Annotated in this window: 25 protein-coding genes and 1 tRNA gene; 21 read left to right on the forward strand and 5 right to left on the reverse strand. The window is 35.3% G+C overall.

The features are described from left to right. Nucleotides 1-29 precede the first annotated feature (29 nt). The 12 genes from GSB9_02806 (at nt 30) to GSB9_02817 (ending at nt 11,608) form a co-directional block, all read left to right on the forward strand. Entirely contained in the window at nt 30-1,223 is a 1,194-nt protein-coding gene (locus GSB9_02806; GenBank protein ID UKM66226.1) for an FtsW/RodA/SpoVE family cell cycle protein, read from the forward strand. After that, a complete protein-coding gene (gene murG / locus GSB9_02807) occupies nt 1,223-2,323 on the forward strand; it encodes an undecaprenyldiphospho-muramoylpentapeptide beta-N-acetylglucosaminyltransferase (GenBank protein ID UKM66227.1) in 1,101 nt (366 codons plus the stop codon). Before GSB9_02806 ends, murG begins: the two co-directional genes overlap by 1 nt. Next, nucleotides 2,320-3,672, forward strand: a complete 1,353-nt coding sequence (murC, locus tag GSB9_02808) for a UDP-N-acetylmuramate--L-alanine ligase (protein UKM66228.1) — start codon at nt 2,320-2,322, stop codon at nt 3,670-3,672. The genes murG and murC overlap by 4 nt, the downstream gene beginning before the upstream one ends. 16 nt (nt 3,673-3,688) lie before the next feature. Beyond that, nucleotides 3,689-4,381: a hypothetical protein gene (locus GSB9_02809; protein UKM66229.2), complete on the forward strand. Its 693-nt coding sequence runs from the start codon at nt 3,689-3,691 to the stop codon at nt 4,379-4,381. A 3-nt stretch (nt 4,382-4,384) separates the two neighbouring features. After that, nucleotides 4,385-5,710: a cell division protein FtsA gene (gene ftsA, locus GSB9_02810; protein ID UKM66230.1), complete on the forward strand. Its 1,326-nt coding sequence runs from the start codon at nt 4,385-4,387 to the stop codon at nt 5,708-5,710. Nucleotides 5,711-5,766: 56 nt separating this feature from the next. Next, nucleotides 5,767-7,761, forward strand: coding sequence for a cell division protein FtsZ (gene ftsZ, locus GSB9_02811; GenBank protein UKM66231.1), 1,995 nt, complete (start codon nt 5,767-5,769; stop codon nt 7,759-7,761). A gap of 163 nt (nt 7,762-7,924) precedes the next feature. Continuing rightward, a complete protein-coding gene (locus tag GSB9_02812; GenBank protein UKM66232.1) occupies nt 7,925-8,377 on the forward strand; it encodes a GatB/YqeY domain-containing protein in 453 nt (150 codons plus the stop codon). Nucleotides 8,378-8,392: 15 nt separating this feature from the next. Continuing rightward, nucleotides 8,393-8,466, forward strand: a tRNA-Arg gene (locus GSB9_02813). A 138-nt stretch (nt 8,467-8,604) separates the two neighbouring features. Further along, nucleotides 8,605-9,495 (forward strand): universal stress protein, encoded by an 891-nt coding sequence (locus GSB9_02814; GenBank protein ID UKM66233.1) that lies wholly within the window; start codon nt 8,605-8,607, stop codon nt 9,493-9,495. Between the two features lie 208 nt (nt 9,496-9,703). Beyond that, nucleotides 9,704-10,573, forward strand: coding sequence for a zinc-dependent peptidase (locus tag GSB9_02815; protein UKM66234.1), 870 nt, complete (start codon nt 9,704-9,706; stop codon nt 10,571-10,573). A 105-nt stretch (nt 10,574-10,678) separates the two neighbouring features. Further along, nucleotides 10,679-11,098 (forward strand): CBS domain-containing protein, encoded by a 420-nt coding sequence (locus tag GSB9_02816; protein UKM66235.1) that lies wholly within the window; start codon nt 10,679-10,681, stop codon nt 11,096-11,098. Between the two features lie 90 nt (nt 11,099-11,188). Next, complete coding sequence (locus GSB9_02817) at nt 11,189-11,608, forward strand: CBS domain-containing protein (protein UKM66236.1); 420 nt, start codon at nt 11,189-11,191, stop codon at nt 11,606-11,608. Here GSB9_02817 and rpe read toward each other — a convergent pair. The 5 genes from rpe to GSB9_02822 all read right to left on the reverse strand — a co-directional run bounded on the left by rpe (nt 11,605) and on the right by GSB9_02822 (nt 15,353). Beyond that, on the reverse strand, nt 11,605-12,267 hold the full coding sequence (gene rpe, locus GSB9_02818; GenBank protein UKM66237.1) for a ribulose-phosphate 3-epimerase: 663 nt from the start codon (nt 12,265-12,267) through the stop codon (nt 11,605-11,607). The two genes, GSB9_02817 and rpe, sit on opposite strands and share 4 nt — an antisense overlap. A 48-nt stretch (nt 12,268-12,315) precedes the next feature. After that, nucleotides 12,316-12,723, reverse strand: coding sequence for a BLUF domain-containing protein (locus tag GSB9_02819; GenBank protein UKM66238.1), 408 nt, complete (start codon nt 12,721-12,723; stop codon nt 12,316-12,318). 172 nt (nt 12,724-12,895) lie between these two features. Then, nucleotides 12,896-13,759: a sigma-70 family RNA polymerase sigma factor gene (locus GSB9_02820; GenBank protein UKM66239.1), complete on the reverse strand. Its 864-nt coding sequence runs from the start codon at nt 13,757-13,759 to the stop codon at nt 12,896-12,898. A gap of 163 nt (nt 13,760-13,922) precedes the next feature. Next, complete coding sequence (locus tag GSB9_02821; GenBank protein ID UKM66240.1) at nt 13,923-14,297, reverse strand: hypothetical protein; 375 nt, start codon at nt 14,295-14,297, stop codon at nt 13,923-13,925. 57 nt (nt 14,298-14,354) lie between these two features. After that, nucleotides 14,355-15,353 carry a hypothetical protein gene (locus GSB9_02822; GenBank protein UKM66241.1) on the reverse strand — a complete coding sequence of 333 codons (999 nt, stop codon included), beginning with the start codon at nt 15,351-15,353 and terminating at the stop codon, nt 14,355-14,357. A gap of 538 nt (nt 15,354-15,891) precedes the next feature. Here GSB9_02822 and GSB9_02823 point away from each other — a divergent pair. The 9 genes from GSB9_02823 to GSB9_02831 all read left to right on the forward strand — a co-directional run bounded on the left by GSB9_02823 (nt 15,892) and on the right by GSB9_02831 (nt 22,908). Beyond that, nucleotides 15,892-17,034 carry a helix-turn-helix transcriptional regulator gene (locus GSB9_02823; protein UKM66242.1) on the forward strand — a complete coding sequence of 381 codons (1,143 nt, stop codon included), beginning with the start codon at nt 15,892-15,894 and terminating at the stop codon, nt 17,032-17,034. Between the two features lie 129 nt (nt 17,035-17,163). Next, nucleotides 17,164-17,826 (forward strand): hypothetical protein, encoded by a 663-nt coding sequence (locus GSB9_02824; GenBank protein UKM66243.1) that lies wholly within the window; start codon nt 17,164-17,166, stop codon nt 17,824-17,826. Nucleotides 17,827-17,828: 2 nt separating this feature from the next. Further along, a complete protein-coding gene (locus GSB9_02825) occupies nt 17,829-18,506 on the forward strand; it encodes a CPBP family intramembrane metalloprotease (protein UKM66244.1) in 678 nt (225 codons plus the stop codon). Beyond that, nucleotides 18,503-19,483, forward strand: coding sequence for an NAD-dependent epimerase/dehydratase family protein (locus GSB9_02826; protein ID UKM66245.1), 981 nt, complete (start codon nt 18,503-18,505; stop codon nt 19,481-19,483). Before GSB9_02825 ends, GSB9_02826 begins: the two co-directional genes overlap by 4 nt. A 5-nt stretch (nt 19,484-19,488) precedes the next feature. Continuing rightward, a complete protein-coding gene (locus GSB9_02827; GenBank protein ID UKM66246.1) occupies nt 19,489-20,307 on the forward strand; it encodes an SDR family oxidoreductase in 819 nt (272 codons plus the stop codon). A gap of 35 nt (nt 20,308-20,342) precedes the next feature. Next, on the forward strand, nt 20,343-21,143 hold the full coding sequence (locus tag GSB9_02828; GenBank protein ID UKM66247.1) for an SDR family NAD(P)-dependent oxidoreductase: 801 nt from the start codon (nt 20,343-20,345) through the stop codon (nt 21,141-21,143). Nucleotides 21,144-21,342: 199 nt separating this feature from the next. Then, on the forward strand, nt 21,343-22,107 hold the full coding sequence (locus GSB9_02829; GenBank protein UKM66248.1) for a hypothetical protein: 765 nt from the start codon (nt 21,343-21,345) through the stop codon (nt 22,105-22,107). Nucleotides 22,108-22,136: 29 nt separating this feature from the next. Continuing rightward, nucleotides 22,137-22,649 (forward strand): hypothetical protein, encoded by a 513-nt coding sequence (locus GSB9_02830; protein ID UKM66249.1) that lies wholly within the window; start codon nt 22,137-22,139, stop codon nt 22,647-22,649. A 16-nt stretch (nt 22,650-22,665) separates the two neighbouring features. Continuing rightward, entirely contained in the window at nt 22,666-22,908 is a 243-nt protein-coding gene (locus GSB9_02831) for a hypothetical protein (GenBank protein ID UKM66250.1), read from the forward strand. Nucleotides 22,909-22,958: the final 50 nt, after the last annotated feature.

Below are 22,958 nucleotides of genomic sequence, written 5' to 3' on the forward strand. Positions count from 1 at the left end.
AACTAAAAAGATTGCAAAACAAAGAATAAATGCAAGCACTGTTTAAAAACATAAAAGGAGATCGTTTAATATGGGCCATTGTGGCCTTATTGGCAATACTATCGTTCCTTCCTGTGTATAGTGCGGCCAGTAACTTAGCATATAAGGGTGGTGGGAGCAATACGTTTGCGTTTTTTGTGAAGCATTTTGTACATCTGGTATTAGGGTTTTTTATTATGTATGGCGTTCATAAAATACCGTACCGTTATTTTAAGGGGCTATCTCTAGTTATGATACCCATTGTGTTGGTGTTGCTAACACTTACGATGTTACAAGGCACAACAATAGAGGGCGCCAATGCCAGTAGATGGATACAAATTCCTTTTGTGGGTATGTCATTTCAAACGTCAACTTTGGCAGCAGTTGTGCTTATGGTTTATGTGGCTCGGTATATGTCGAAAATAAAAGATGAAGAAATAACTTTTAAGTCATCAGTTTTGCCATTGTGGATGCCGGTGTTTTTAGTGCTCATATTAATACTGCCAGCTAACTTTTCAACAGCAGCTATTATGTTTTTAATGGTCTTGATGTTGGTGTTTTTAGGAGGGTACCCCATACGTTATTTGGCTGTTATTATAGGCTCTGGCGTTTTGGTGCTGACCTTATTTGTATTGTTGGCGAAAGCATTCCCTGATGCCATGCCCAATCGTGTAGATACTTGGATGGGAAGGCTTGAAAGTTTTTCGAACCCAGAAGATACAGAAGCCGATTATCAAATTGAAAAAGCAAAAATAGCCATTGCAACGGGGGGCGTTCAAGGTGTTGGGCCTGGAAAAAGCTTGCAGAAAAATTTTCTGCCTCAGTCTTCGTCCGATTTCATTTTCGCCATAATTATTGAAGAGTATGGTTTAATTGGTGGTTTTGTTATCATGGCTTTGTATTTGTGGTTGCTTTTTAGAATTGTAATAGCAGCACAAAAAGCCGATACAGTATTTGGTAAGCTTTTGGTTTTGGGCGTAGGACTTCCCATTGTGTTTCAGGCTTTAATTAATATGGCTGTGGCAGTAGAGCTTTTTCCGGTAACAGGGCAAACATTACCGTTAATAAGTAGTGGAGGTACCTCAATTTGGATGACCTGTTTGGCAATTGGAATTATTTTAAGTGTAAGTGCCAAGCGAGAAGAGATAAAGGAACAAGAAACAAACGAAGAAAATCCATTGGAAATTCTTTCGGAAACTATTTAATGAAGAACTACAAAATCATATTGTCTGGAGGAGGGACTGGAGGTCATATTTACCCAGCCATAGCGATAGCAAACGAGCTAAAATCACGATATCCTGATGCTGAATTCTTGTTTGTTGGTGCTAAAGACCGTATGGAAATGGAAAAAGTACCTCGTGCAGGCTACAAAATTGAAGGTTTGTGGATTTCGGGCATCCAACGTAAGTTGACTTTAAAAAACCTGAGTTTTCCGTTTAAGGTAATCAGCAGTTTGTTGAAGGCTCGAAAAATAGTGAAAACTTTTAAACCAGATGTGGCGATAGGTACTGGAGGCTTTGCCAGCGGACCACTGTTGCAAGTAGCGGCTTCAAATGGTGTTCCAACCTTAATCCAGGAACAGAATTCGTACCCAGGCATAACTAATAAATTGTTGGCCAAAAAGGCCAAAAAAATATGTGTGGCATACGATAATTTAGAGCGCTTTTTTCCAAAGGAAAAAACTGTAAAAACAGGAAATCCGGTGCGTCAAGGATTGTTGAATGTTGAGGCCAAAACAGTTGAGGCTAAAGATTTTTTTGGTCTAAAGCACGGTATGCATACGCTTTTGGTGATAGGGGGCAGTTTAGGGTCAAGACGAATAAACGAATTGATAGAAAAGGAACTGGATTTTTTTGATACCCAAAATGTTCAGATTATTTGGCAATGTGGCAAATTGTACTACCAACGTTTTAAGATTTATAACCATACCAAAGATGTTCAGGTGTTTGAGTTTTTGAACAATATGGATTTGGCCTATGCTGCAGCAGATTTAGTGATTTCAAGGGCGGGTGCTAGTTCTGTTTCAGAGCTTTGTATCGTTGGTAAACCGGTTATTTTTATACCGTCACCAAATGTAGCCGAAGATCATCAAACTAAAAACGCTATGGCTATTGTAGAAAAAAACGCTGCAATGATTATAAAGGAGGAAGATTTGGAAGCTGATTTTGAAAATAAATTTTCACAATTAGTGGCTTCGACAGGTAAACAGAAAGAATTGGGCGAAAACATTAAAAAACTAGCCTTGGTTAACGCTACAAAAGAAATTGCAAACGAGGTAGAAAAACTGTTGAAAGTAAATAAATGAATTTAAACCAAATACATAACGTCTATTTTATTGGCATCGGTGGCATTGGTATGAGTGCTTTGGCGCGTTATTTCCATGCTTACGGCAAAAATGTAGCTGGGTACGATAAAACATCAACCGATGTTGTTGATGGTTTGGTCGATTTGGGTATTCAAGTTCATTTTGAAGACGCTATTAAACACATTCCTTCGGCCTTTATAAATGTAGAAAACACATTGGTGGTATACACGCCGGCCGTTCCTAAGCAGCACACAGAACTGAATCATTTTATTGAAAACCAGTTTCAAGTCGTTAAGCGTTCTAAATTGCTGGGCTTAATTACCGAAAATACATTTTGTTTGGCTGTTGCGGGAACACACGGAAAAACAACAACAACCAGTATTTTGGGGCATTTAATGCATGAATGTAACGTGCCACTTACTGCGTTTTTGGGTGGTATTAGTGAAAACTACAATTCAAATTTAATTTTAAAAGGAACTGAAGTTACAGTAGTTGAGGCCGATGAATTCGATAGGTCTTTTTTGGCCTTGTCGCCTAATTTTGCTGGGATTACTTCAATGGATGCCGATCACCTTGATATCTATGGAGATGCTGAAGCTCTAAAGGAATCATTTGAAGATTTTTCAAAAAAAGTAAAACCAAACGGGAAACTATTTGTTAAAAAGGGTTTGCCTATAAAAGGGATAACTTATGGAATTGAAGACGACTCAGATTATTCCTTGCAAAACATAAAAATAAAAAATGGCACTTATATTTTTGATGTAACAACACCAAAAGCTGTGCTTGAAAACATAGAATTTAACCTACCTGGTAGACATAATTTGTCGAATGCATTAATAGCTTTGGCGATGGCTGTAGAATATGGTTGCCCACACCAACAGCTCGCCAAAGCTTTAGCATCCTATAAGGGGGTAAAACGTCGATTTACGGTTCATATTAAAACCGAAGATTTCGTGTTTATTGACGATTATGCTCACCACCCCGAAGAAATAAGGGCAGTACATCAAGCCGTGAGGGAAATGTATCCCGGCAAGAGAGTATTGGCAGTTTTTCAGCCCCATTTATATAGCAGAACGCGCGATTTTGCTGAAGGCTTTGCAGAAAGTTTATCCTTGTTTGATGAGTTAATTTTATTAGATGTTTATCCAGCCCGAGAGTTGCCAATAGAGGGGGTTACTTCAAAATGGCTGCTGGATAAAGTAAAAAGCAAAAATAAAAAATTGGTTGGTAAAGCAGCGTTGGTTTCGGAAATACGAAAAAGCAGTGCTTCAATAGTGTTAACCATAGGAGCAGGAGATATAGGAGAAGAGGCAAAACGAATTAAAAAAGAATTTAGTGTTGCAAATTAATTGGAATTACATAAAAATGATAGCCCTAATGGTTTTGGTGGTCTTCCTGTTTGCATTTGCATCAAAACGAAACATGGCAAGGGAAGTTTCAAAACCAAACGTAAAGTTTATCGGGGAAAACAACCTGTTTATAACCAATGAGGCTGTTAGTAAATTGTTAATACAAAATTATGGAGCCCTTAAAAAGGTAGCCAAAGAAACTTTAGTTTTGAATGAGTTAGAAAATGCCCTCAAATCTAATCCAATGATAAAGTCAGCAGAAGTGTATCTTGCTGTAAATGGTACACTTAATGCCGAAATTGAACAAAAAACACCTATTGCTCGGGTAAGCACTAATGCGTCATATTACATCGACGACAAAGGTTCGTTCATGCCATTGTCAAGCAATTATTCCGCAAGAGTGCCATTGGTTACCGGTTATGTAGAAAAAAATAATTTAGATAACGTCTATAAAATAGCACGTAAAGTTCAGTCCGATGGGTTTTTAAAGAAGCATGTTATAGAAATCCACCAAGACATTAATAAACAACTTTACTTAAAGCTAAGGCAGTGTGCTTTTTTGGTGAAATTGGGTAGCACAGATTTTATGGACAAAAAAATAAGCAATCTCAAGGCGTTTTACGGTAAAAACCTGAAGGATAAATCACTGAGTATTTACAGTAAAGTCAATTTGCAGTTTGAGAACCAAGTTATATGCACAAAAATTTAAACTATGGAGCATAATTTAGCGGTAGGATTAGACATAGGGACCACAAAAATAGTGGCGATGATTGGTCGTAAAAACGAATACGGCAAAGTCGAAATTTTTGGCATAGGAAGGTCAAAAAGTTTAGGCGTTCACCGTGGTGTGGTTAATAACATTACCCAGACCATACAATCCATTCAACAGGCTGTACAAGAAGCCGAAGCAGCGGCCGATATAAAAATTGAAGATGTTACCGTAGGTATAGCTGGTCAGCACATCAGAAGTCTTCAGCACAGCGATTACATAACACGGTCTAATTCTGAAACGGTTATTGATGAAGAGGATATTGACAGGTTAATAAATCAGGTACATAAGCTGGTGATGCTTCCAGGAGAGGAAATTATTCATGTGTTACCACAAGAGTACAAAGTTGATGGTCAGGCTGAAATAAAAGAGCCCATCGGGATGTACGGTGGCCGTTTGGAAGCCAATTTCCATGTTGTAGTGGGGCAAGTGTCGTCCATTAGAAATATAGGACGTTGTGTACAAAGTTCGGGTTTAAATTTAGAAGGTATTACCCTCGAACCTTTAGCATCTGCAAATGCTGTTTTAAGCCAGGAAGAAAAGGAAGCAGGAGTAGCTTTAATCGATATAGGGGGCGGAACAACTGATTTGGCAATTTTTAGAGATGGCATTATCCGTCATACTGCGGTTATCCCCTTTGGAGGCAATGTGATTACTGAAGACATCAAAGAAGGCTGTTCCATAATAGAAAAGCAAGCAGAATTGTTAAAAATTAAATTCGGTTCGGCCTGGCCGGGTGAAAATAAGGATAACGAAATCGTTTCGATTCCAGGTTTGAGAGGAAGAGAACCAAAGGAAATCACCTTAAAAAACCTATCGAAAATCATACACGCACGTGTTGTTGAAATTATCGAGCAGGTATATGTTGAAATTAAAAATTACGGGCACGAAGAACAAAAGAAAAAGTTAATTGCAGGTATTGTTTTAACAGGCGGAGGCAGTCAATTAAAACATTTAAAACAGTTAGTAGAATATATCACAGGAATGGATACCAGGATAGGGTATCCAAACGAACATTTGGCAGGCGATAGCGATGACGATATTACCAGTCCGTTGTTCGCAACAGCCGTTGGTTTGGTCTTGGATGGCCTTAAGCGAAACGAGCGAAAGAAAATTGAGCAGCAACACCAGCAACAACTCGAAGAACTAAAAAATGCAGATGAAGGAACAGTTGAAAACGAAATAAAAGAACCTCCTGTAAAGGAACGACGGTCATTTCTTGATAAGTTGACCGAACGCGTTAAAGATTTTTTAGATAACGCAGAGTGATAGTTTAATCCATTGAAATAGAGATAAAGTACAAAACCCCAAGAAAAAAAGAATTTATGAGCAGCAAAAAAGAATTCGACAGTATCGCATTTGACTTACCTAAAAACCAATCAAGCGTTATTAAGGTTATTGGCGTTGGTGGTGGTGGAAGCAATGCCATTAATCACATGTTCCAACAGGGAATTAAAGGTGTGGATTTTTATATCTGCAATACCGATTCCCAAGCGTTGCAAAATAGCGGTGTTCCAAATAAAATCCAATTAGGCGTTAACCTAACAGAAGGTTTGGGTGCCGGTGCTAATCCAGAAATTGGCGAGAAAGCCGCTCTAGAGAGCTTTGACGATATTTCACAAATGCTCGATACCAACACAAAAATGGTTTTTATAACAGCTGGAATGGGGGGTGGAACAGGTACAGGAGCTGCGCCTATTATAGCAAAAATGGCTAAAGAACTTGATATTCTTACGGTGGGTATTGTAACCATGCCTTTTCAGTTTGAAGGTCGTATGCGTATTGAACAATCTCAAAAGGGCATCGAAAAATTAAGAGATGTTGTGGATTCATTGATCGTAATAAACAATAATAAACTCCGTGAGGTTTATGGTAACCTAGGATTTAAAGCTGGGTTCTCGAAAGCTGACGAAGTGCTATCTACCGCTGCTCGTGGTATAGCTGAAGTTATTACACATCACTATACACAAAATATTGATTTACGCGATGCCAAAACAGTATTAAGTAATAGTGGAACTGCCATTATGGGTTCTGCCTTGGCTTCGGGCCAAAACCGCGCGCAAGAGGCCATCAGAAAAGCGTTAGATTCACCATTGCTTAATGACAATAAAATTACAGGTGCTAAAAATGTACTGTTATTGATAGTTTCTGGCACACAGGAGATTACTATCGATGAAATAGGTGAAATTAACGACCACATCCAAAACGAAGCGGGACATGGCGCCAATATTATTATGGGAGTTGGTGAAGATGAATCTTTAGAAGAATCAATAGGTGTAACCATTATAGCTACGGGATTTAACATTGAACAACAAGACGAAATTTCAAATACCGAAACAAAGAAAGTGGTTCACTCCCTAGGTGAAGACCAAGAGTTGGAGCCCAAGGACAAAGAGCCGGTAATTATTGCGCCTAGCATAGAGCTTGAAAAGAAAGAAGAGCCGCCAGTGGTAAGGCATACATTAGATTTAGATTCTGAGGAAGAGGAGCCTAAGCCCATAAAGCAACCTTTTCCCAAAAATAGTAATGTAAATACGTCATCATCAAACGACTTTAATATAATTCCTACTTCAGATATCATTAAAAACATTGATGTTGTTTATGAAGAGGTAAGTGCCAACATGCAAGAAGAGGACGATTTTATAATCAAGCCAGTAACGAGAATGGAGGCCGAAGCAGATGAAACAAAGGATATCGAAGTAGTTTCAGACCAAAATGAAGAAGAACAGCAAATTACATTAACTTTCGATTTACCTATTTCAGGAAAGGAAGAAGAGAAGAAATCGAATCAAGGTCATATTGTTTCACACGATTTCAATGATGAGGTGAAAGAGATAAAAGTTAACGATTACACAGAAATAATAACCGTTAACGAAACAACCGAAGAGGGCAGTATTCGTTATGCTTTAGATGATTATGAGGAAATTGAGTCGTCCATTAACGACAAATCTGCAAAGTCTTCAAAAGTAAAAGAAGAAATTGATCAAGAAGTCGTTTTTGAAAAGAAGGTAGTAAAGCAACCCATAAAAGAAGAAGCTGAAGAAGAGGACGTAGATCCAATGAACATGCCTATTTCAGAACTGCTAAAAGAACGGGCGGCAGAGCGTAGGCGCAAGATGAAAGATTTCAACTATAAATTCAATAATGCCAAAATTGATGATATAGAAAAAGTGCCTGCCTATAAGCGCCAAGGTTTGGATTTGACAGATACTAGGCATTCCTCTGAAAACGATATGTCGAGAACTAGTATTGGTACAGATGATAACGACGATGTGAAATTGAGGAGCAATAATTCATTTTTGCACGATAACGTAGATTAATTACAATAGAATTTAACCGCTATGTTAATTTTAACCCGAAGAGTCCCTCACTTTTCGGGTTTTTCATGTTTAAAATTGAAATTTTTGCAATAAAAAAATAAGGCATTCTTGCCGAGACAGAAATCTATTTTTATCTTCGCAGACACATTATCCTTAAAATAAAATGAGTTTACAACAAGATGTTATGTCGGCTTTAAAAGAAGCCATGAAGTCGAAAGACCAAACGGCATTGGCGGCATTGCGCGCAGTTAAATCGGCTATTTTGCTGGCACAGACAGAAAATGGAGCCAAAGCGGAATTGACCGAAGAGCAAGAACTTAAAATCCTTCAAAAGCAAGTAAAACAAAGACGCGATAGTGCGGCTGTTTATTTGGAACAAGGTCGTGAAGATTTAGCGTCTCCAGAACTTGCCGAAGCCGATATAATCACTCAATTTCTACCCGAAGCATTAACTGAAGAGGAAATTGAAAAAGTTGTTCTTGCCACAATTGAGCAAACAGGAGCTGCGGGCATGAAGGATATGGGTAAAGTTATGGGCATTGTGAGTAAAGAACTTGCAGGGCAAGCAGACGGTAAAACCATTTCAACTATTGTAAAGGCAAAGCTTTCAAATTAAAATAATATCTCTAATGGCCCCGTGGCGCAACTGAATAGCGCATCAGATTTCGGCTCTGAGGGTTGGGGGTTTGAATCCCTCCGGGGTCACTGTTAAAACTCCGTAATAATCTAATAAGTAGATTATTGCGGATTTTTTATTTTATTATATGACCTAGGATACAATGATAAATGTCATTTTAAATACAGTAGAGGTGTGGTAAATTTGTACAGTTAAAGCAAAATGTTATGAAAACTATATTATATGCTACAGACTGTACTGCGAATGATACATCATCACTAAAATATGCTTACCGGTTTAGCACGATTATGAAGGCCGATTTGCATGTTTTACATGTGTATGAATTTCCTCCCATATCATTCTCATCGATAAAGCCTGTAGAATCGGTAAAAAGAAGAATACATAAAGAACAGATGGAACTGGTAGATAAGTACTGCAAAGAGACTTTAAAGAATGAATTTCACCAAAAGCCAATTACGACCCATGTTGTTGAAAACAATTCCATATCAGACAGTATTTTGCGCCTTTCTAAGATACTAGACGCCGATTTAATTATTGTTGGTATGAAAGATAACCATAGTTCAAGAGGTTATTTTTCTGGTAACATAGCCAATGAATTATTGGATGAAATAGAAGCACCATTGTTAATTGTACCAAATAGAATGGCTTATAATACGGTTTCATCTATAGTCTATGCCACAGATTTTGAAGATAGTGATATTTTATCACTAAAAAAACTCGCTGAAATTGCTAGACCTTTTTCGGCACTCATTGATGTTATACATATTTACAAAACAGATGTTTATAAAGCAAAATCAATGATGGCAGAATTTAAAGATAGGGTGTTACAGCAGTTGTCTTACCCCGAAATAACATTTAAAATTATTGCGTCTACGAAAATAAAATCTGGCTTATTGAGTATTTTAAATATGGAAAGAGCCAATGTTTTGGGCATGTTGGAGCGCAAGCACAGTTGGAATCTAGCAAACGCATTCCATAAAGATTTGGTGAAAGATATAGAATCTGACATCTCAATTCCGCTGTTGGTTTTTAATGCGCATGGCCTGAAGTCTGGAAATTCTAATGTTACAGACCATAATGGGGTTATGGTACATTAAGTGGTTTATGTTTAAGGGCTATTTGCATATTTAATCTTCTTTTGGTTCTTTTATATCTTAGTTAAAAGAATCAAAGTTGTATTTTGTGACTGATACAATGCTCAAGCCCCATTCCTCATGTAAGTTGGCAACCTTTTAAGCAGTCCATTTTGAGTTTTAGTTTGAGCTATAATGTAACAAAAGTCAGAACGAGCTACTCAGGGAGCCTATGATAGTCTTACAATCTGTTGTTTATTCTTATTTAGGAACTGTTATCCTTGGTATTTTAATATGTGGGGTAATCGTGTTGTTGTGGTTATATATTAGAAGATTGGTAACCGCTGTTTTGGATGCCTTTGAGATGGTTTATGCGACATTTGCCAAGCGTCCTATTCTGGTTCATTGTTATTTCTTTAAAAAAAATCTTAAACTAGCACAAATTAAAATATTAGAAGAGCAGTTTGCTTTTTACAATAGGCTTGATTCAAAACATAAAAGCCACTTTAGGCACAGAGTGGCCACATTTCTTAAAAGAAAGAACATTCAAGGAAAACAGGGTTTTGTAATTACCGAAGAGGCAAGAATTATGATTTCGGCCACGGCCATTATGTTAACCTTTGGTTTTAGGAACTATACCATAGAATATATAAAAAACATTTTTGTTTACCCTACGAAATACTTTTCTCAAATAAACAAAGAATACCATAAAGGTGAGTATAATGCAAGGCTTGAAACCTTGGTGCTATCGTGGGATAATTTTGTTGAAGGGTTTAGGATAGAAGACGATAAACTAAATTTGGGTATTCATGAATTCGCACATGCTATTCATTACAATAGCATTAAACAGGAAGATATTAATTCCATATTATTTGTAGATACCTTTAACGAGCTTCGGGAAGAACTTGTTACCAACAAACGTTTAAAAAATAGGCTTGAAACTTCAAACTTTATAAGGCAATATGCTTGGACAAACGATTCTGAATTATTGGCTGTCATCATAGAAACATTTGTCGAAGCGCCAAAAGAATTCAACAGGTTGTTTCCTGTGGTTTATGGTAAACTAAAACAAATGCTCAATTTTAATTTTCCAGGTTATTGATGGTTCTGTATTAATAACCAAATGGCTTTTAGTTATGATTTTTATCATAATATTTTAAGGTTTCTATTAGTAATTTTAAAGATGATAAGTTGAAAACTAAATAAGATGATACGAAAAGCACCCATTTCATTGATAATGACCAAGCGTGTTGTTACATTGAGCAGAAAAGATTCCCTTGAAAAAGCCGAGTACTTATTTAAGCATCATAAAATTAGGCATATACCAGTCGTGGATAATAAAATGGTTGTAGGAATGTTAAGCTATACCGATTTACTACGTTTAAGTTTTGCCGATGTAACAGATGAGGGCGATATGCCTGCCGATGTCATGTTGTATAATGCGTTTACCATTGGCCATGTAATGAAACAAAACGTTGTGACGGTTTCTTCGTCTAGTTCAATAAAGGAGGTGGCTACAATTTTGGCAACCCAAGAATTCCATGCTTTGCCCGTAGTAGATAATAATTCTTTAGTGGGAATAGTGACAACAACAGATCTTATTAAATATCTGTTGAAGCAATTTTGAGCGAGTAAGGCAATGTTTATACACGATATGACAGCTTAAATATTAGCTTTTGAGACTTTTTTTATTGTTCGAATTTTAAAAACCATAACTATGAAAACTTTTGAACCCGTTTCTTCAATTATGACAAAAAATATTATCGCTCTAACAAAGGCAGACGACTTAGAGCGCGCAGAGAAACTGTTTAATCGTTATAAGATTAAGCATATCCCGGTAGTATATGAAGAATCTATTATTGGGATGCTGAGTTTTACTGATTTGATGCGGATTAGTCAAGCTGAAGAATCAATGGCAGACAGTGGATCGCTTGATTCGGTGGTTTATAATAATTTTACTATAGAGCAGGTTATGGTTAAGGATGTTGTTACGGTTACAAGCGACACCAGTATTAAAGAGGTAACCCACATTCTGGCCCATCGTGAGTTTCATGCATTGCCGGTTGTTGATAATGACACTTTAGTGGGGATTATAACAACCCGGGATTTGCTTAAATATTTTTACAAAAGGTTTTAAAAATTAGCTTTAGCTTTTAAGTCTTTTATTGTTTTCGCCTGGTCGTTACTTTTAAAAATAAAACTGCCAGCAACAAAGGTGTCGGCTCCAGCGTCAACAAGCTGTTTGATATTCTTGTCACTAACGCCACCATCAATTTCAATACGGGTATTTAAACCTTGTTCGTTTGCCATATGGCGTAATTTTGTTATGCGCTGATAAGTTATGTCTTCAAATTTTTGCCCGCCAAAACCAGGGTTAATAGACATTAATAGAACCATATAGCATTTTGGTAAAATATCTTCTAAAACCGAAACAGGTGTTGTTAGGTTTAATACAACACCAGCTTTACAGCCAGCATTTTCTATTTGTGTTAATGTGCGGTGAAGGTGTACGGTAGACTCATAATGCACGGTTATAATATCTGCACCAACTTTAGCGAATTCTTCGATGTAACGTTCGGGTTTTTGAATCATCAAATGAACGTCAAGAGGCTTTATTGCGTGTTTTTTAATGGCCTCAATTACAGGCATCCCATAAGAGATATTGGGTACAAAATGCCCATCCATAACATCTATATGAAACCAGTCTGCCTCACTGTTGTTTACCATTTCGATATCACGTTGTAGATTGCCAAAATCTGCTGCAAGTAACGAAGGCGCTATTAGTTTAGAATTCATTAAAGTGGTTGTTTTTGTTTTGGTAAAAGTAATGGTTTTTTTGTTGACTTAATTACTGTTGATAAAGTTTTCAACCATTAAAATAACTTTGTTTGCATAGGGGCTGTCAGCTTCTTTAAGCCATTCTAAGTATTGGTATAAATCGGTTAGTGCTTGTTTGTTGTCAACAATAGTAAATCCAAAGTTGTAATCTTCAAAAATACGTTCGTCCACTTCAGAGCTAATTACTTTGAATATATTTCGGTGTCTTTTATCTGCTTTAATTTTTTTAAAGGTTTCATCAACGGCATTTACTTCTCCTTCCAATACTTGAAGAAAGGTATTGTTTTTGTAGATAAGAATTCCTGTTATATTTTGTTTTTTGTTGTTTGCGCTAGCTTTTAGGTATAACAATTTTAAATTTTCTAAAGATTCATGTTTAACAGAGTCGCTTAAGTAGCAAATTGTTTTAATCATTGGGTTTGTTAAGATTGGTTGAGCACTAAGTTAATAAAAACCTGAGGTATGTATTGGTGAAATCAAAAATAAACCCCCGGTAATCAGCCGGGGGTTCTTTCATCAATCAAAAAACGAACAGTTATGTGTGTAACTGTTGTTACTGTAATTTAGTCGTAATTTCAATTTGAAACTATCCTAAATAAGTCTTTAATATTTTACTTCGAGACGTATGTTTTAATCTACGTATCGCTTTCTCTTTAATTTGTCTTACACGCTCGCGTGTTAAATCAAATGTTTCGCCTATTTCTTCTAGAGTCATAGGGTGTTGGTTGCCTAAACCAAAGTAAAGACGAATAACGTCGGCTTCACGGGGTGTTAAAGTTTCAAGGGCACGTTCAATTTCTGTTCGCAAAGATTCGTGCAATAATTCTTTATCAGGGTTTGGCGATTCTCCACTATTTAATACGTCATAAAGGTTAGAGTCTTCGCCTTCAACTAAAGGGGCATCCATACTTACATGACGTCCAGAATTTTTCATCGACTCCTTAACATCGTTAATGGTCATGTCTAATTCTTTGGCGATTTCTTCTGCAGAAGGTGGGCGCTCGTGGCTTTGCTCCAGAAAAGCAAAGGTTTTGTTGATTTTATTGATAGAACCAATCTTGTTCAAAGGCAAGCGAACTATACGTGATTGTTCGGCCAATGCTTGAAGGATTGATTGGCGAATCCACCAAACGGCATACGAAATAAATTTAAAACCACGGGTTTCGTCAAAACGTTGTGCCGCTTTAATAAGTCCTAAATTTCCTTCGTTAATTAAGTCGGGAAGCGTTAAGCCTTGATTTTGGTATTGTTTGGCTACCGATACCACAAAACGTAAATTGGCTTTGGTTAATTTTTCTAGGGCAATTTGATCACCAGCTTTAATGCGTTGTGCTAACTCTACCTCTTCGTCGGCAGTAATTAAATCAACTTTTCCAATTTCTTGCAGGTATTTGTCTAACGAAGCGGTCTCTCTGTTGGTTACCTGCTTCGTAATTTTAAGTTGTCTCATCTAAATTTTCTCCTGTTAATTATAACGTGAATAAAAGGGCGTTTAGTAGTTATACGTAAAAGACAGACTAAATGTTACAAAAAGATTATTTTTTTTATAAAGTCTTTGTTTTTGGACACCTAAAACTGTATTTGGTCACATAGATTTGTTTGAAAAGCCAAAATTAAATTTTAATTAGTTTCTTGTCGCTGAGGTTTATAGCGTCTAGCATATCTTGAGAGAACTTATAGTGGCCGCGTTTGGTAATCAATTTGAAACGATGGGATTTAAGATTGCTAAGCGTATTAAGGAATAGCCATTTGGATTTTAAAAGCTTAGGTTTTTCTGATTTTAAGCTAATGTCGAAAATATGTTTTCTCCCTTCTTTTTCAGCGACTATATCGGGAGTAATGGCAATGTCGCTACCTCTTTTTATGTACGATTTTGGGCTTTCGTAACCTTCGTAGTCGGCCTTGATGTTTTCAAAACCATGATTTTCTAAATACGTTATTGATGCTTCTAAAATATCTGAATATTTTTCTTTATCTGTGTAAACCATAAACTATAAAATAAAGAAAATGAGGTAAAAAGCAAGTTTTTAACATCATTTAACGTTTTACAGGAAGGTCATTTTATCATCCATATTAATACGTTCTTTGGCGATAGATATTTTTTGATGCACTTTTTTAAAGAAAAGTGTACGGTCTCTTTCGCCCGAGGTTGCCAATAATTTGGAGTTGGACATTTGTTTTTGTAAAAACTCGTACATCATATCGCAGGTTTCTTTTTGCTCTATTTTAAAATAACTTAAAACTGTAAAAGGTGTGAAGAATATTTTGCTAAAGGGGGTGGTAAGCATAATAGTATTGGTTAGCATGTGCAAGTCACATTTGTATAGCATGAACGACTTGTTGTTTTCTTTGTCTCCAACACTCTGGTTAATGGTCTGCTTTTCAATATGATCAATAACACTATGTATATCATTGCAAATTTCCAAAGCTAATTTTTTCGACACTAATCCCGCTTCAAAATAATAAAGTACCTGTTGTAGAGTGCCGTTTATAGTGTTATCGCTCCAGAGCTCTTTAATATTCATGTGCTTGTAGATTTCACCTAATTTGAACGCCCTTTCTAATAAAGAATTAGGAATGGTTAGCACCCAATCGTCAAAAGTGATTTTGCTTTTGGCCATTTCTGTGCTGAGGTCTTTTAGCCATACGTACATTTTGTACCGGGTTAAATAGGAGTCCGTTAAAGTATGAAATAAAGGAATGTCTTTACTCGAATAAATAAACTCGGCGTTTTTTACCTTTTTAAGAGCGCTAATATTTTCAATTGATTTTTCAATCCACAGTTCTAAGCTCTTAACATCATAAATTGGAGGAGATAGGTCTACAATAATGCTGTCTTGGCTGCCAACTTCAAATAATTTATTGAGTGAGATTTTGTAATATCTGGCAAGTTTAACACTTTCGTCTAGGGAAAGGCTAGTTTTTAAATTAATCCGTCTGTAAGCGGCATCGTATCCTATATCCAAAATACTGGCAACTTCATCTACAAATGAAGTGTTGTTTTTAGCCTTTTCCTTTAACGATTGAATAAATAAATCTTGCATTTTTTGTAAAATTACAAGTTGGTTTTTAGTAGATTTTGTGAAATTTAATAAAATAAATTGAATTTTTAGACAATTTTGTTAGTTGTTTGTGAAAAGTATCAGGTAATTTTATACCATCAGCAAAGTGCCGTTGGGCTATCTCGCTAAAACATAACTTAGCACAATAGAATATGAAAACTAAGAAGCAACAATATTATCATTATTTTAATGCTTTGATACTAAGTATAATTGATGCTTATCTTTATCATGTTGTTGTGAACAAAGCTCATAAAAAAGCGCTGAAAGGCAAATATGGTACAACTTCCAAGCACAAATGCTTAATTGTTAATTAATCTTACTTTTACTGAAAATTGTTTTAAATTTTTGGTCAACCTCAATGCTTTATGTGCTTATGATCTGTTTTTAGATTATATTTATAAAAGTTTAGTGTTTATAATACTAGCCAATTTATCCCTAATTTAGTTTACTTTATAATATTGAGGCTTAAAGTGGCTTATGTAAACCTTTAAATATTTTTTAACATTTATATAGGCCGTATATGAGTTTGGTAGAGATTATTAACTTTTTACTTATTGCTGGGGTTATTCAGGGGTTTGGTTTTAACCTGGTAACTTTATGTGTAAAGAAGAGGTTTAATATAACCATTGTTTTTCTTAACCTAACGGTTTTATTTTTATCCTTAAATAATTTACAACGTTGGCTTATTGAAAATGATTATGTCTGCAACTTATTTTTGATTCAACAATTGGAGGTGCCTTGGTATATGTTAATTGTACCTATGTTTTACGCTTTTACCATTAATTTTTTAAAAGTTCAAAACAAGGTTAATAATTTTATTAAGCTAACCTTAATCGTTTTTGTTTTAGAGCTTGTTATTAGGCTTTGCCTCATTTCTTATGTGTATCATGAGGTGCCAAATAGAGACACAACGCTGATTTATAACTATACACTCATCGAAGACTCCTTTAACCTCCTTTATACTATTTTTTTCTTCACAAACACGTATTTATTGATTTTTAAAAGGCACAATTTATTGGAAGGCATTATGCCTTATGACGATTTAAATTGGATAAAATGGTTTGTTCGAATAGGGTCTATAGTCATTGGCTGTTGGGCCGTAGCTTTAGTTTTTGTTATTTTTACGGGCGATGAAACAGCCTATTTGCCGTTGCGCTTTAGTACTTCGGTATTGCTCTATTGGATAGGATATCAAGGTTTTTATAAATACAACGTAGTACAGGACCGAATATCTTTAAGAAGCTCGATTAAAACTAACCAGGTTTTAATAGGTGTTGATTTAGAGTCAAAAGATATTGATTTGAGCGATGACTTCTTTAATGAAAAGCACCAAGCAGATTTCGAGAAAATAAAAAATTATATTGTTAAGCAAAAACTCTATTTAAACCCTCTTTTAAGTATGGAATCCACAGCTTTAGAGCTAGGCATGAGCAAGAGTTATTTTTCTAAGCTAATCAATTCTTATAGCGATTATAATTTTTCAGATTTTATAAATTCACTCAGGGTAAAACAAGCAAAAAAGTTTTTGTCTGATGATGAATTTAGCGAATATACCATTGTAGCCATAGGTTTAGAGTGTGGTTTTAACTCAAAATCTACCTTTTATTCTGCTTTTAAGAAGTTTACTTCAAAAACACCTTCAGCTTACCGTTCACAACACTAAATTGGAGTAGTACACCGTCCGAGATTATCGTTGGACATCCTAATTTTTACACCTTAGAATTTCTTGGATATTGAAAAGCTTAATAGCCAATAAATTTACGATTAGAAAAGTAATCTAAAACTAATCGTTATGATACCGGCACTCATTTTATATCTACTTAAAAGATTCAGGAAAAGTAATAACACGAATAAAATCAAGGTAAACCTTAAAAAGGTGGCTTTAAAAATAAAGTCGGTTTTCTTGTTGCCTGCCATTTTATGTACACTAGCCTTTTCAAATGTAAACGAAGACAAATCGCTTACCTATAATGTTTTAAAAAACGATAGTGTTATAGGTACAATTATAATAAACAAAGAAGGGTATGGCGATTCTATAGTTTATAATTTGAAAAGCAATATTCAAGCCAAATTTCTTTTCAAATTCAAAGTAAAGGGAAGGGAAAAGGCGGTCTTCAAAAAAGGCGTGTTGGTGTACTCTTCGGTTTATAGAACACTTAACAATAAAACAAAGGTTAACCATGAAATAGTATTCAAAGAGGGTAAGTATAATGTTAACATAAACAATTTAATTAAGCGCAATCTAATTACACTCTATTATAACGAGCCCACTAATGTTAAAACTGTTTTTTGCGATAACCTCAAGAAAATGGTAAAAGTTCAACCCATCGGAAACGGACGTTACAGAGTGGATTTTGAAAACGGCAAGTACAATATTTTTCATTACAAAAGCGGAAAATGTATTAAGGTAGAAGCCGTGAGCAGACTTTTTAATGTCATAATAATTCCTGCATAGTTATGCCTAATTCAATTTACATATGGGTTTTTATTGGTGTTTGTTTTACATTGTATTTCGTCACCAGTTCGGTTTACAATAAACTAGGAATTAATAATTTGTATACAGCTTTGCTATCTGCAAACGGTTTACGGTTATTAAATTTAAAGCACGCCTTTGGGATTGTTCTTTTTGGTCTTCTTTCATACATCCAAACCCCCGATTTGAATTACTTGATAAGTTCGCTTGAAATTCCAAAACTGCATGTTCTTTTGTTGTTCTTTGTTGTAGCGTTTCTCTCTGCTACGGCATCTTATGTTAGTGTGAAAAAGAATGAAGGCTTTCAGGAAGTACAAGTCCAAACTTATAGTTTATCAAATGCATGGGTTTACTTTTTAATAAGGTTTACATTCTTGTTGGGCTATGAATACTTTTTTAGAGGTATATTATTATTCAAGTTTCTTGATTTTACCAATCTGTACATGGCCATATTTTACAGTACTGTTCTGTATGTGCTCATTCATATTTTCGATTCAAAAAAAGAAATTTTAGGCGCGGTACCATTTGGTATTATTCTGTGCTTGTTCACCTATTTCACAAATAGTGTTTGGTGTGCGTTTTTAATACACATAGCATTGTCTGCTGTTTATGAAATTTCGGTATTCTATTATTTAACCTTAAAAAGCAGAACCACATCATGAAAGTATTTATAACAGGTGCCACAGGTTATGTTGGCCATCAATTAGCGTTAAAACTAGCCAATAAAGAGTTTGAAGTTATTGCGCTGGTAAGAGATCTTAATTCGGGAAAAATTCCAAAGCATCAAAATATTATACCTGTAAAAGGCGATGTGTGTGATTTAGGTTCTATTGAAAGCGCCATAAAAGGATGCAGTTATGTTTTTCATTCGGCTGAGTACACCAATTTAAAATGCAGAAAGGTTGATAACTTTTATAGAGCAAATGTTTTGGGTACAGAAAATGTTTTGAAAGCTGCCCAACAAACAAGCGTTAAAAAAGTAATTTATTCCAGCACACTTTCTGTTTTCGGTCCTTCGTATAAGGATATACCTATTACAGAATCTCAGCCTAGGTTGGAATCTTATGCGAATGATTACGAACTAACTAAAAGTATGGCCGAAGAATTGGTTTTGGATTACGAAAGGAAAGGTTTGCCAAGTGTTATTCTGAACCTTTCTAGGGTTTATGGACCTGGGTTGAAAACTTATTCCAACGGTGTTAACAAGCTAGTGAATATGATTAGAAAAAATGATTTTTTAATCGTTCCTTCAAAGCTTGATATTGTTGCGAATTATGTGTACATCGATGATGTGGTAAATGCCCACCTTTTGGCCATAGAGAAAGGCGAAAGCGGCGAAAAATATATTATAGGAGGGGAAAATGCCAGTTATAACCAACTCTTTAAAAAGATAAAAGCGCTTACAGAAAGTAAGATTAAAATTTTAAAAGTTAACTATAATATGGTAAAAGGTGCGCTCATGCTATACTATAAACTCAATGGACTATTTGAATTTGGAGGGTCTTTAACCCCTAAGGTATTAGACTCATTGTTCACAAACAGGGGAGCTTCTTCAAATAAAGCAATTTCTCAATTGGAATATAGAATAACCCCGTTTGATATGGGGTTAAAAAGAACCATTAATTTTTTATCAAAATAACCATCATGGAAGCATATACATTAAAAAATAAAGTGGTATTAATAACGGGATCTAGTCAGGGCATTGGTAAAGCTACGGCTTTATGTTTTGGGGCTCAAGGGGCTTGCATAATGCTAAACGGGAGGAATAAGGAAAAATTGATAAAAGCAGAAAAGGAATTACGGCTGAAGGGAGTAAATGTTGATTCTTTTTGTGCGGATATTACTAATCTTGATAATGCAAAAAAACTGATAGACAAAACAATAAATAGTTTTGGGAAGTTAGATATTTTGGTTAATAACGCAGGTGTGTCTATGCGTGGTAAATTTTCAAATTTAAATTCAGATGTGTTTAAAAGAGTGTTTGATATTAATGTTTTTGCCTCGGTTAACCTATCAAAATTAGCTTTGCCTTATTTAAGAAATTCAAAAGGAAGTTTAGTATTTATCTCAAGCGTTGCAGGTATAAGGGGGCTACCAAAAAACTCAGCCTATTGTTCTTCCAAGATGGCATTAAGGGCTATTGCTGAATCCATAAGAATTGAAGAGGCCAAATCTGATATCCATGTTGGTTTAATATATGTTGGCATAACAGAAATTGAAAGAGGTAAAACAACTATTTCAGAAAATGGTTCATTAATTAAATTAAAAAAAAGGTCTGGATCCAATATACAAACCAAGAAACAAGTGGCAAATGCCATATTAAATAATATAAGAAGAAGAAAATTTACAACAACGCTTACCTGGTTAGGTAAATTAAATTTTGTGATGCAAAAATTTGCGCCTCGATTCGCTGAACTGATTCTAACCTGGTCAAATAGAAAAATTGAAGCTAGATGTCAATAAATGCCATTTGATAAGAAAATTAAATTATAGAAATCATGAAAACATATACATTAATTACAGGTGCTAGCCAAGGTTTTGGAAAAGCCATGACCTTAGAGTTTGCGGATAGAAAAATGAATTTAATGCTTGTTGCCTTACCTAATTCTGGCTTACCAGAATTGTCAAGTTTTATCAAAGAACATATGCATGTGGATGTCCACTATTTGGAGCTCGATTTAAGTTTAGCTGAAAGCTGTTATAACATTGCTGAATATGTGGAAGAACATAAACTTCAAATTAAATATCTAGTAAACAATGCAGGAGTATTAAGTAGAGGTTTGTTTGAAAGATTGAACGAGGATTTCATTCTCAAGCAAATAGCTGTAAATGTAACCACCCCAACACTCTTAATTAAGCTATTGCTCAGCAATATGAAAGCTGTTGGCCCTGCAGCCATATTAAATATAAGTAGTATGGCCAGCTTTTTTGCATTGCCTAAAAAGCAGGTTTACGGTGCTACTAAGGCATACTTGACATCATTTTCAAAAAGCTTGGGTAAAGAATTGAAAAAAGACAATATTTCCGTAACAACTATTTGTCCAGGTGGGTTAAATACAACCACTAGATTGTGTTATCAAAACCGAATTTTAGGTTGGATACCAAGAAATACGGTACTAAGTCCAAAAGAAGCTTCAAGAATAGCTATAAATGCTATGTTGAAAAAGCGAAAGCTAATCGTACCAGGTTTTATAAATAAATGTTTAATGGTTTTAGATAAATTATTACCTGAATTTATAAAAGATGCATTGACCAATAAGGAGATTAACAAGTTTCCTGCTGGTAAATTGCAGATATGAATGACTTGCAATTTCTAACATTGAAGCTTTTAAAACTTAATAGAACCATATTGTTTGGTAAACTGAAAAAAGTGAACAGCCCCTGTCATTTAGGTGAGTCCATTGTTTTAGAGACATGTCCTAAATCATCCATCAGCCATGAAGTAGGATATCAATTTTTCTGGTCTACTGTAGTTTTGAATAATTAATCGTTTTAGTCATGAAAACTTTAATTTACATTATTAACGTATTGCTTTTAATGTCATGTGGTGAGGAAAGAGTTTACACAACGGGGTCTTACGGAACCCTAAAGTCTTTTACGGAAAAACAACATTATGTAGACCATAAAACTAGTGAAACTTATATTTCTGGAGACCTAAGCTTTGGTCTCCATATGCAGGACGACAGCTCGTTTGATGATACCAAAACTATAGCATCACTGCATATTCATCGTAATGCCACCGGAAAATTTTACAATTATTACTATGGTTTGGGGGCTTCCCTTGGAGCCTATCGATTTAAAGAAGGTTATAAAAATTTGGCAAGAAAAGACAAGAAGGCCAGTTTTTACAATGTTAATTTTAAAAGTGGAATCAACTACACCTATACAAGACCAAAAATTGATTATCGGTTTTTGGGTGTGGAAGTGGCTTATAATAACGAGTTTGGTGATTACCAAAAAAAGATAGCTGACCTGGCTAAAGTAAACGATCCAGAGCTGATTGTTGTAAATCAAAAATCATTTTTTACTTATCACCTCTTTTCAGAATACGTCTTTAAATTGTCCAGTGAAGAAGCACTTACAGTGGGCTTTTATGCAGGAGGATTAATTGGTATAAAAGAAACAGATATGTTTGATGGAGATAATGCTTTTAGAGGGTTCACAGTAGGGGTTAGATTAAAAAAGCATAGCCTTAATTTTATTTATGAACTTGGGCAAAACGAAATTCGTTCTGCAAAATTAGGGCTTACATATCAACTTTAATATGATTACTCAATTTTAAATTTTAAGTTATGAAAACATTTAATAAAATATTTAAAAAGGTCGCTCTTGTAGCCGCTATTTTTTGTGTTCTATGCTCAGGCGCACAAAAGAAATTTATAGATTTTGACACATTTGTTAGGGTTTATAATTTGAGCGGAAAAAAAATAGCCAAAGGGCAAATGGCTTTTCTGAACGATTCCATAATTGGAATTAAAAGTAGGGATAAAATAAAGAAGATTAACTTTTTAGAAATAGGTAAAATAAAAACAAAACGGTCAGGAGGGCATAATGTACTAATGGGGTCGGTGATGGGGGCTTCTCTAGGAATTGTTGCCGGAATTTCTACGGCAGATCCCGATGCATGGATTTTTGGTTACTCTGCAAGTGAGGGAGCTGCTGGCTTTGGTATTTTGGGAGCCCTTGGCGGAGGTGCGCTGGGAGGTATAGTGGCTGGTTTAAAAAATTCTGAAACTCTATTCATCAATGGAAATGCAGCCAATTGGAAAGCTTTTAAAAACTCAGTTGAAATTAAAAACCAATAAGTTGAATTAAATAGTCATGAAGCCATATATCAAGATATCATTTTTAGGATTAATCGCTTCTATTTTATTTGCGGTATTCGCCTTTTTTAGTTGTGAAGCTGCTCTTAATTGCTTAAAGGGTTTAAAACCTCCCGAGTTTCCGTCTAAACAATTAAAAATAGCGTATTTAGGCCAGGCGTATTATGATGATTTGATTCCGTATGTGCCTCAAAGGACAAATACGGATGTTTATGTGTGGGATTTTCAAATTGAAGGCTAAGTACCTAAAGGGATAAATGTCTATTTAAGCTCAGGGAGAATAATATTTGA

The organism is Flavobacteriaceae bacterium GSB9 (assembly GCA_022749295.1).
In the GTDB taxonomy this organism is placed as follows: domain Bacteria; phylum Bacteroidota; class Bacteroidia; order Flavobacteriales; family Flavobacteriaceae; genus Flavisericum.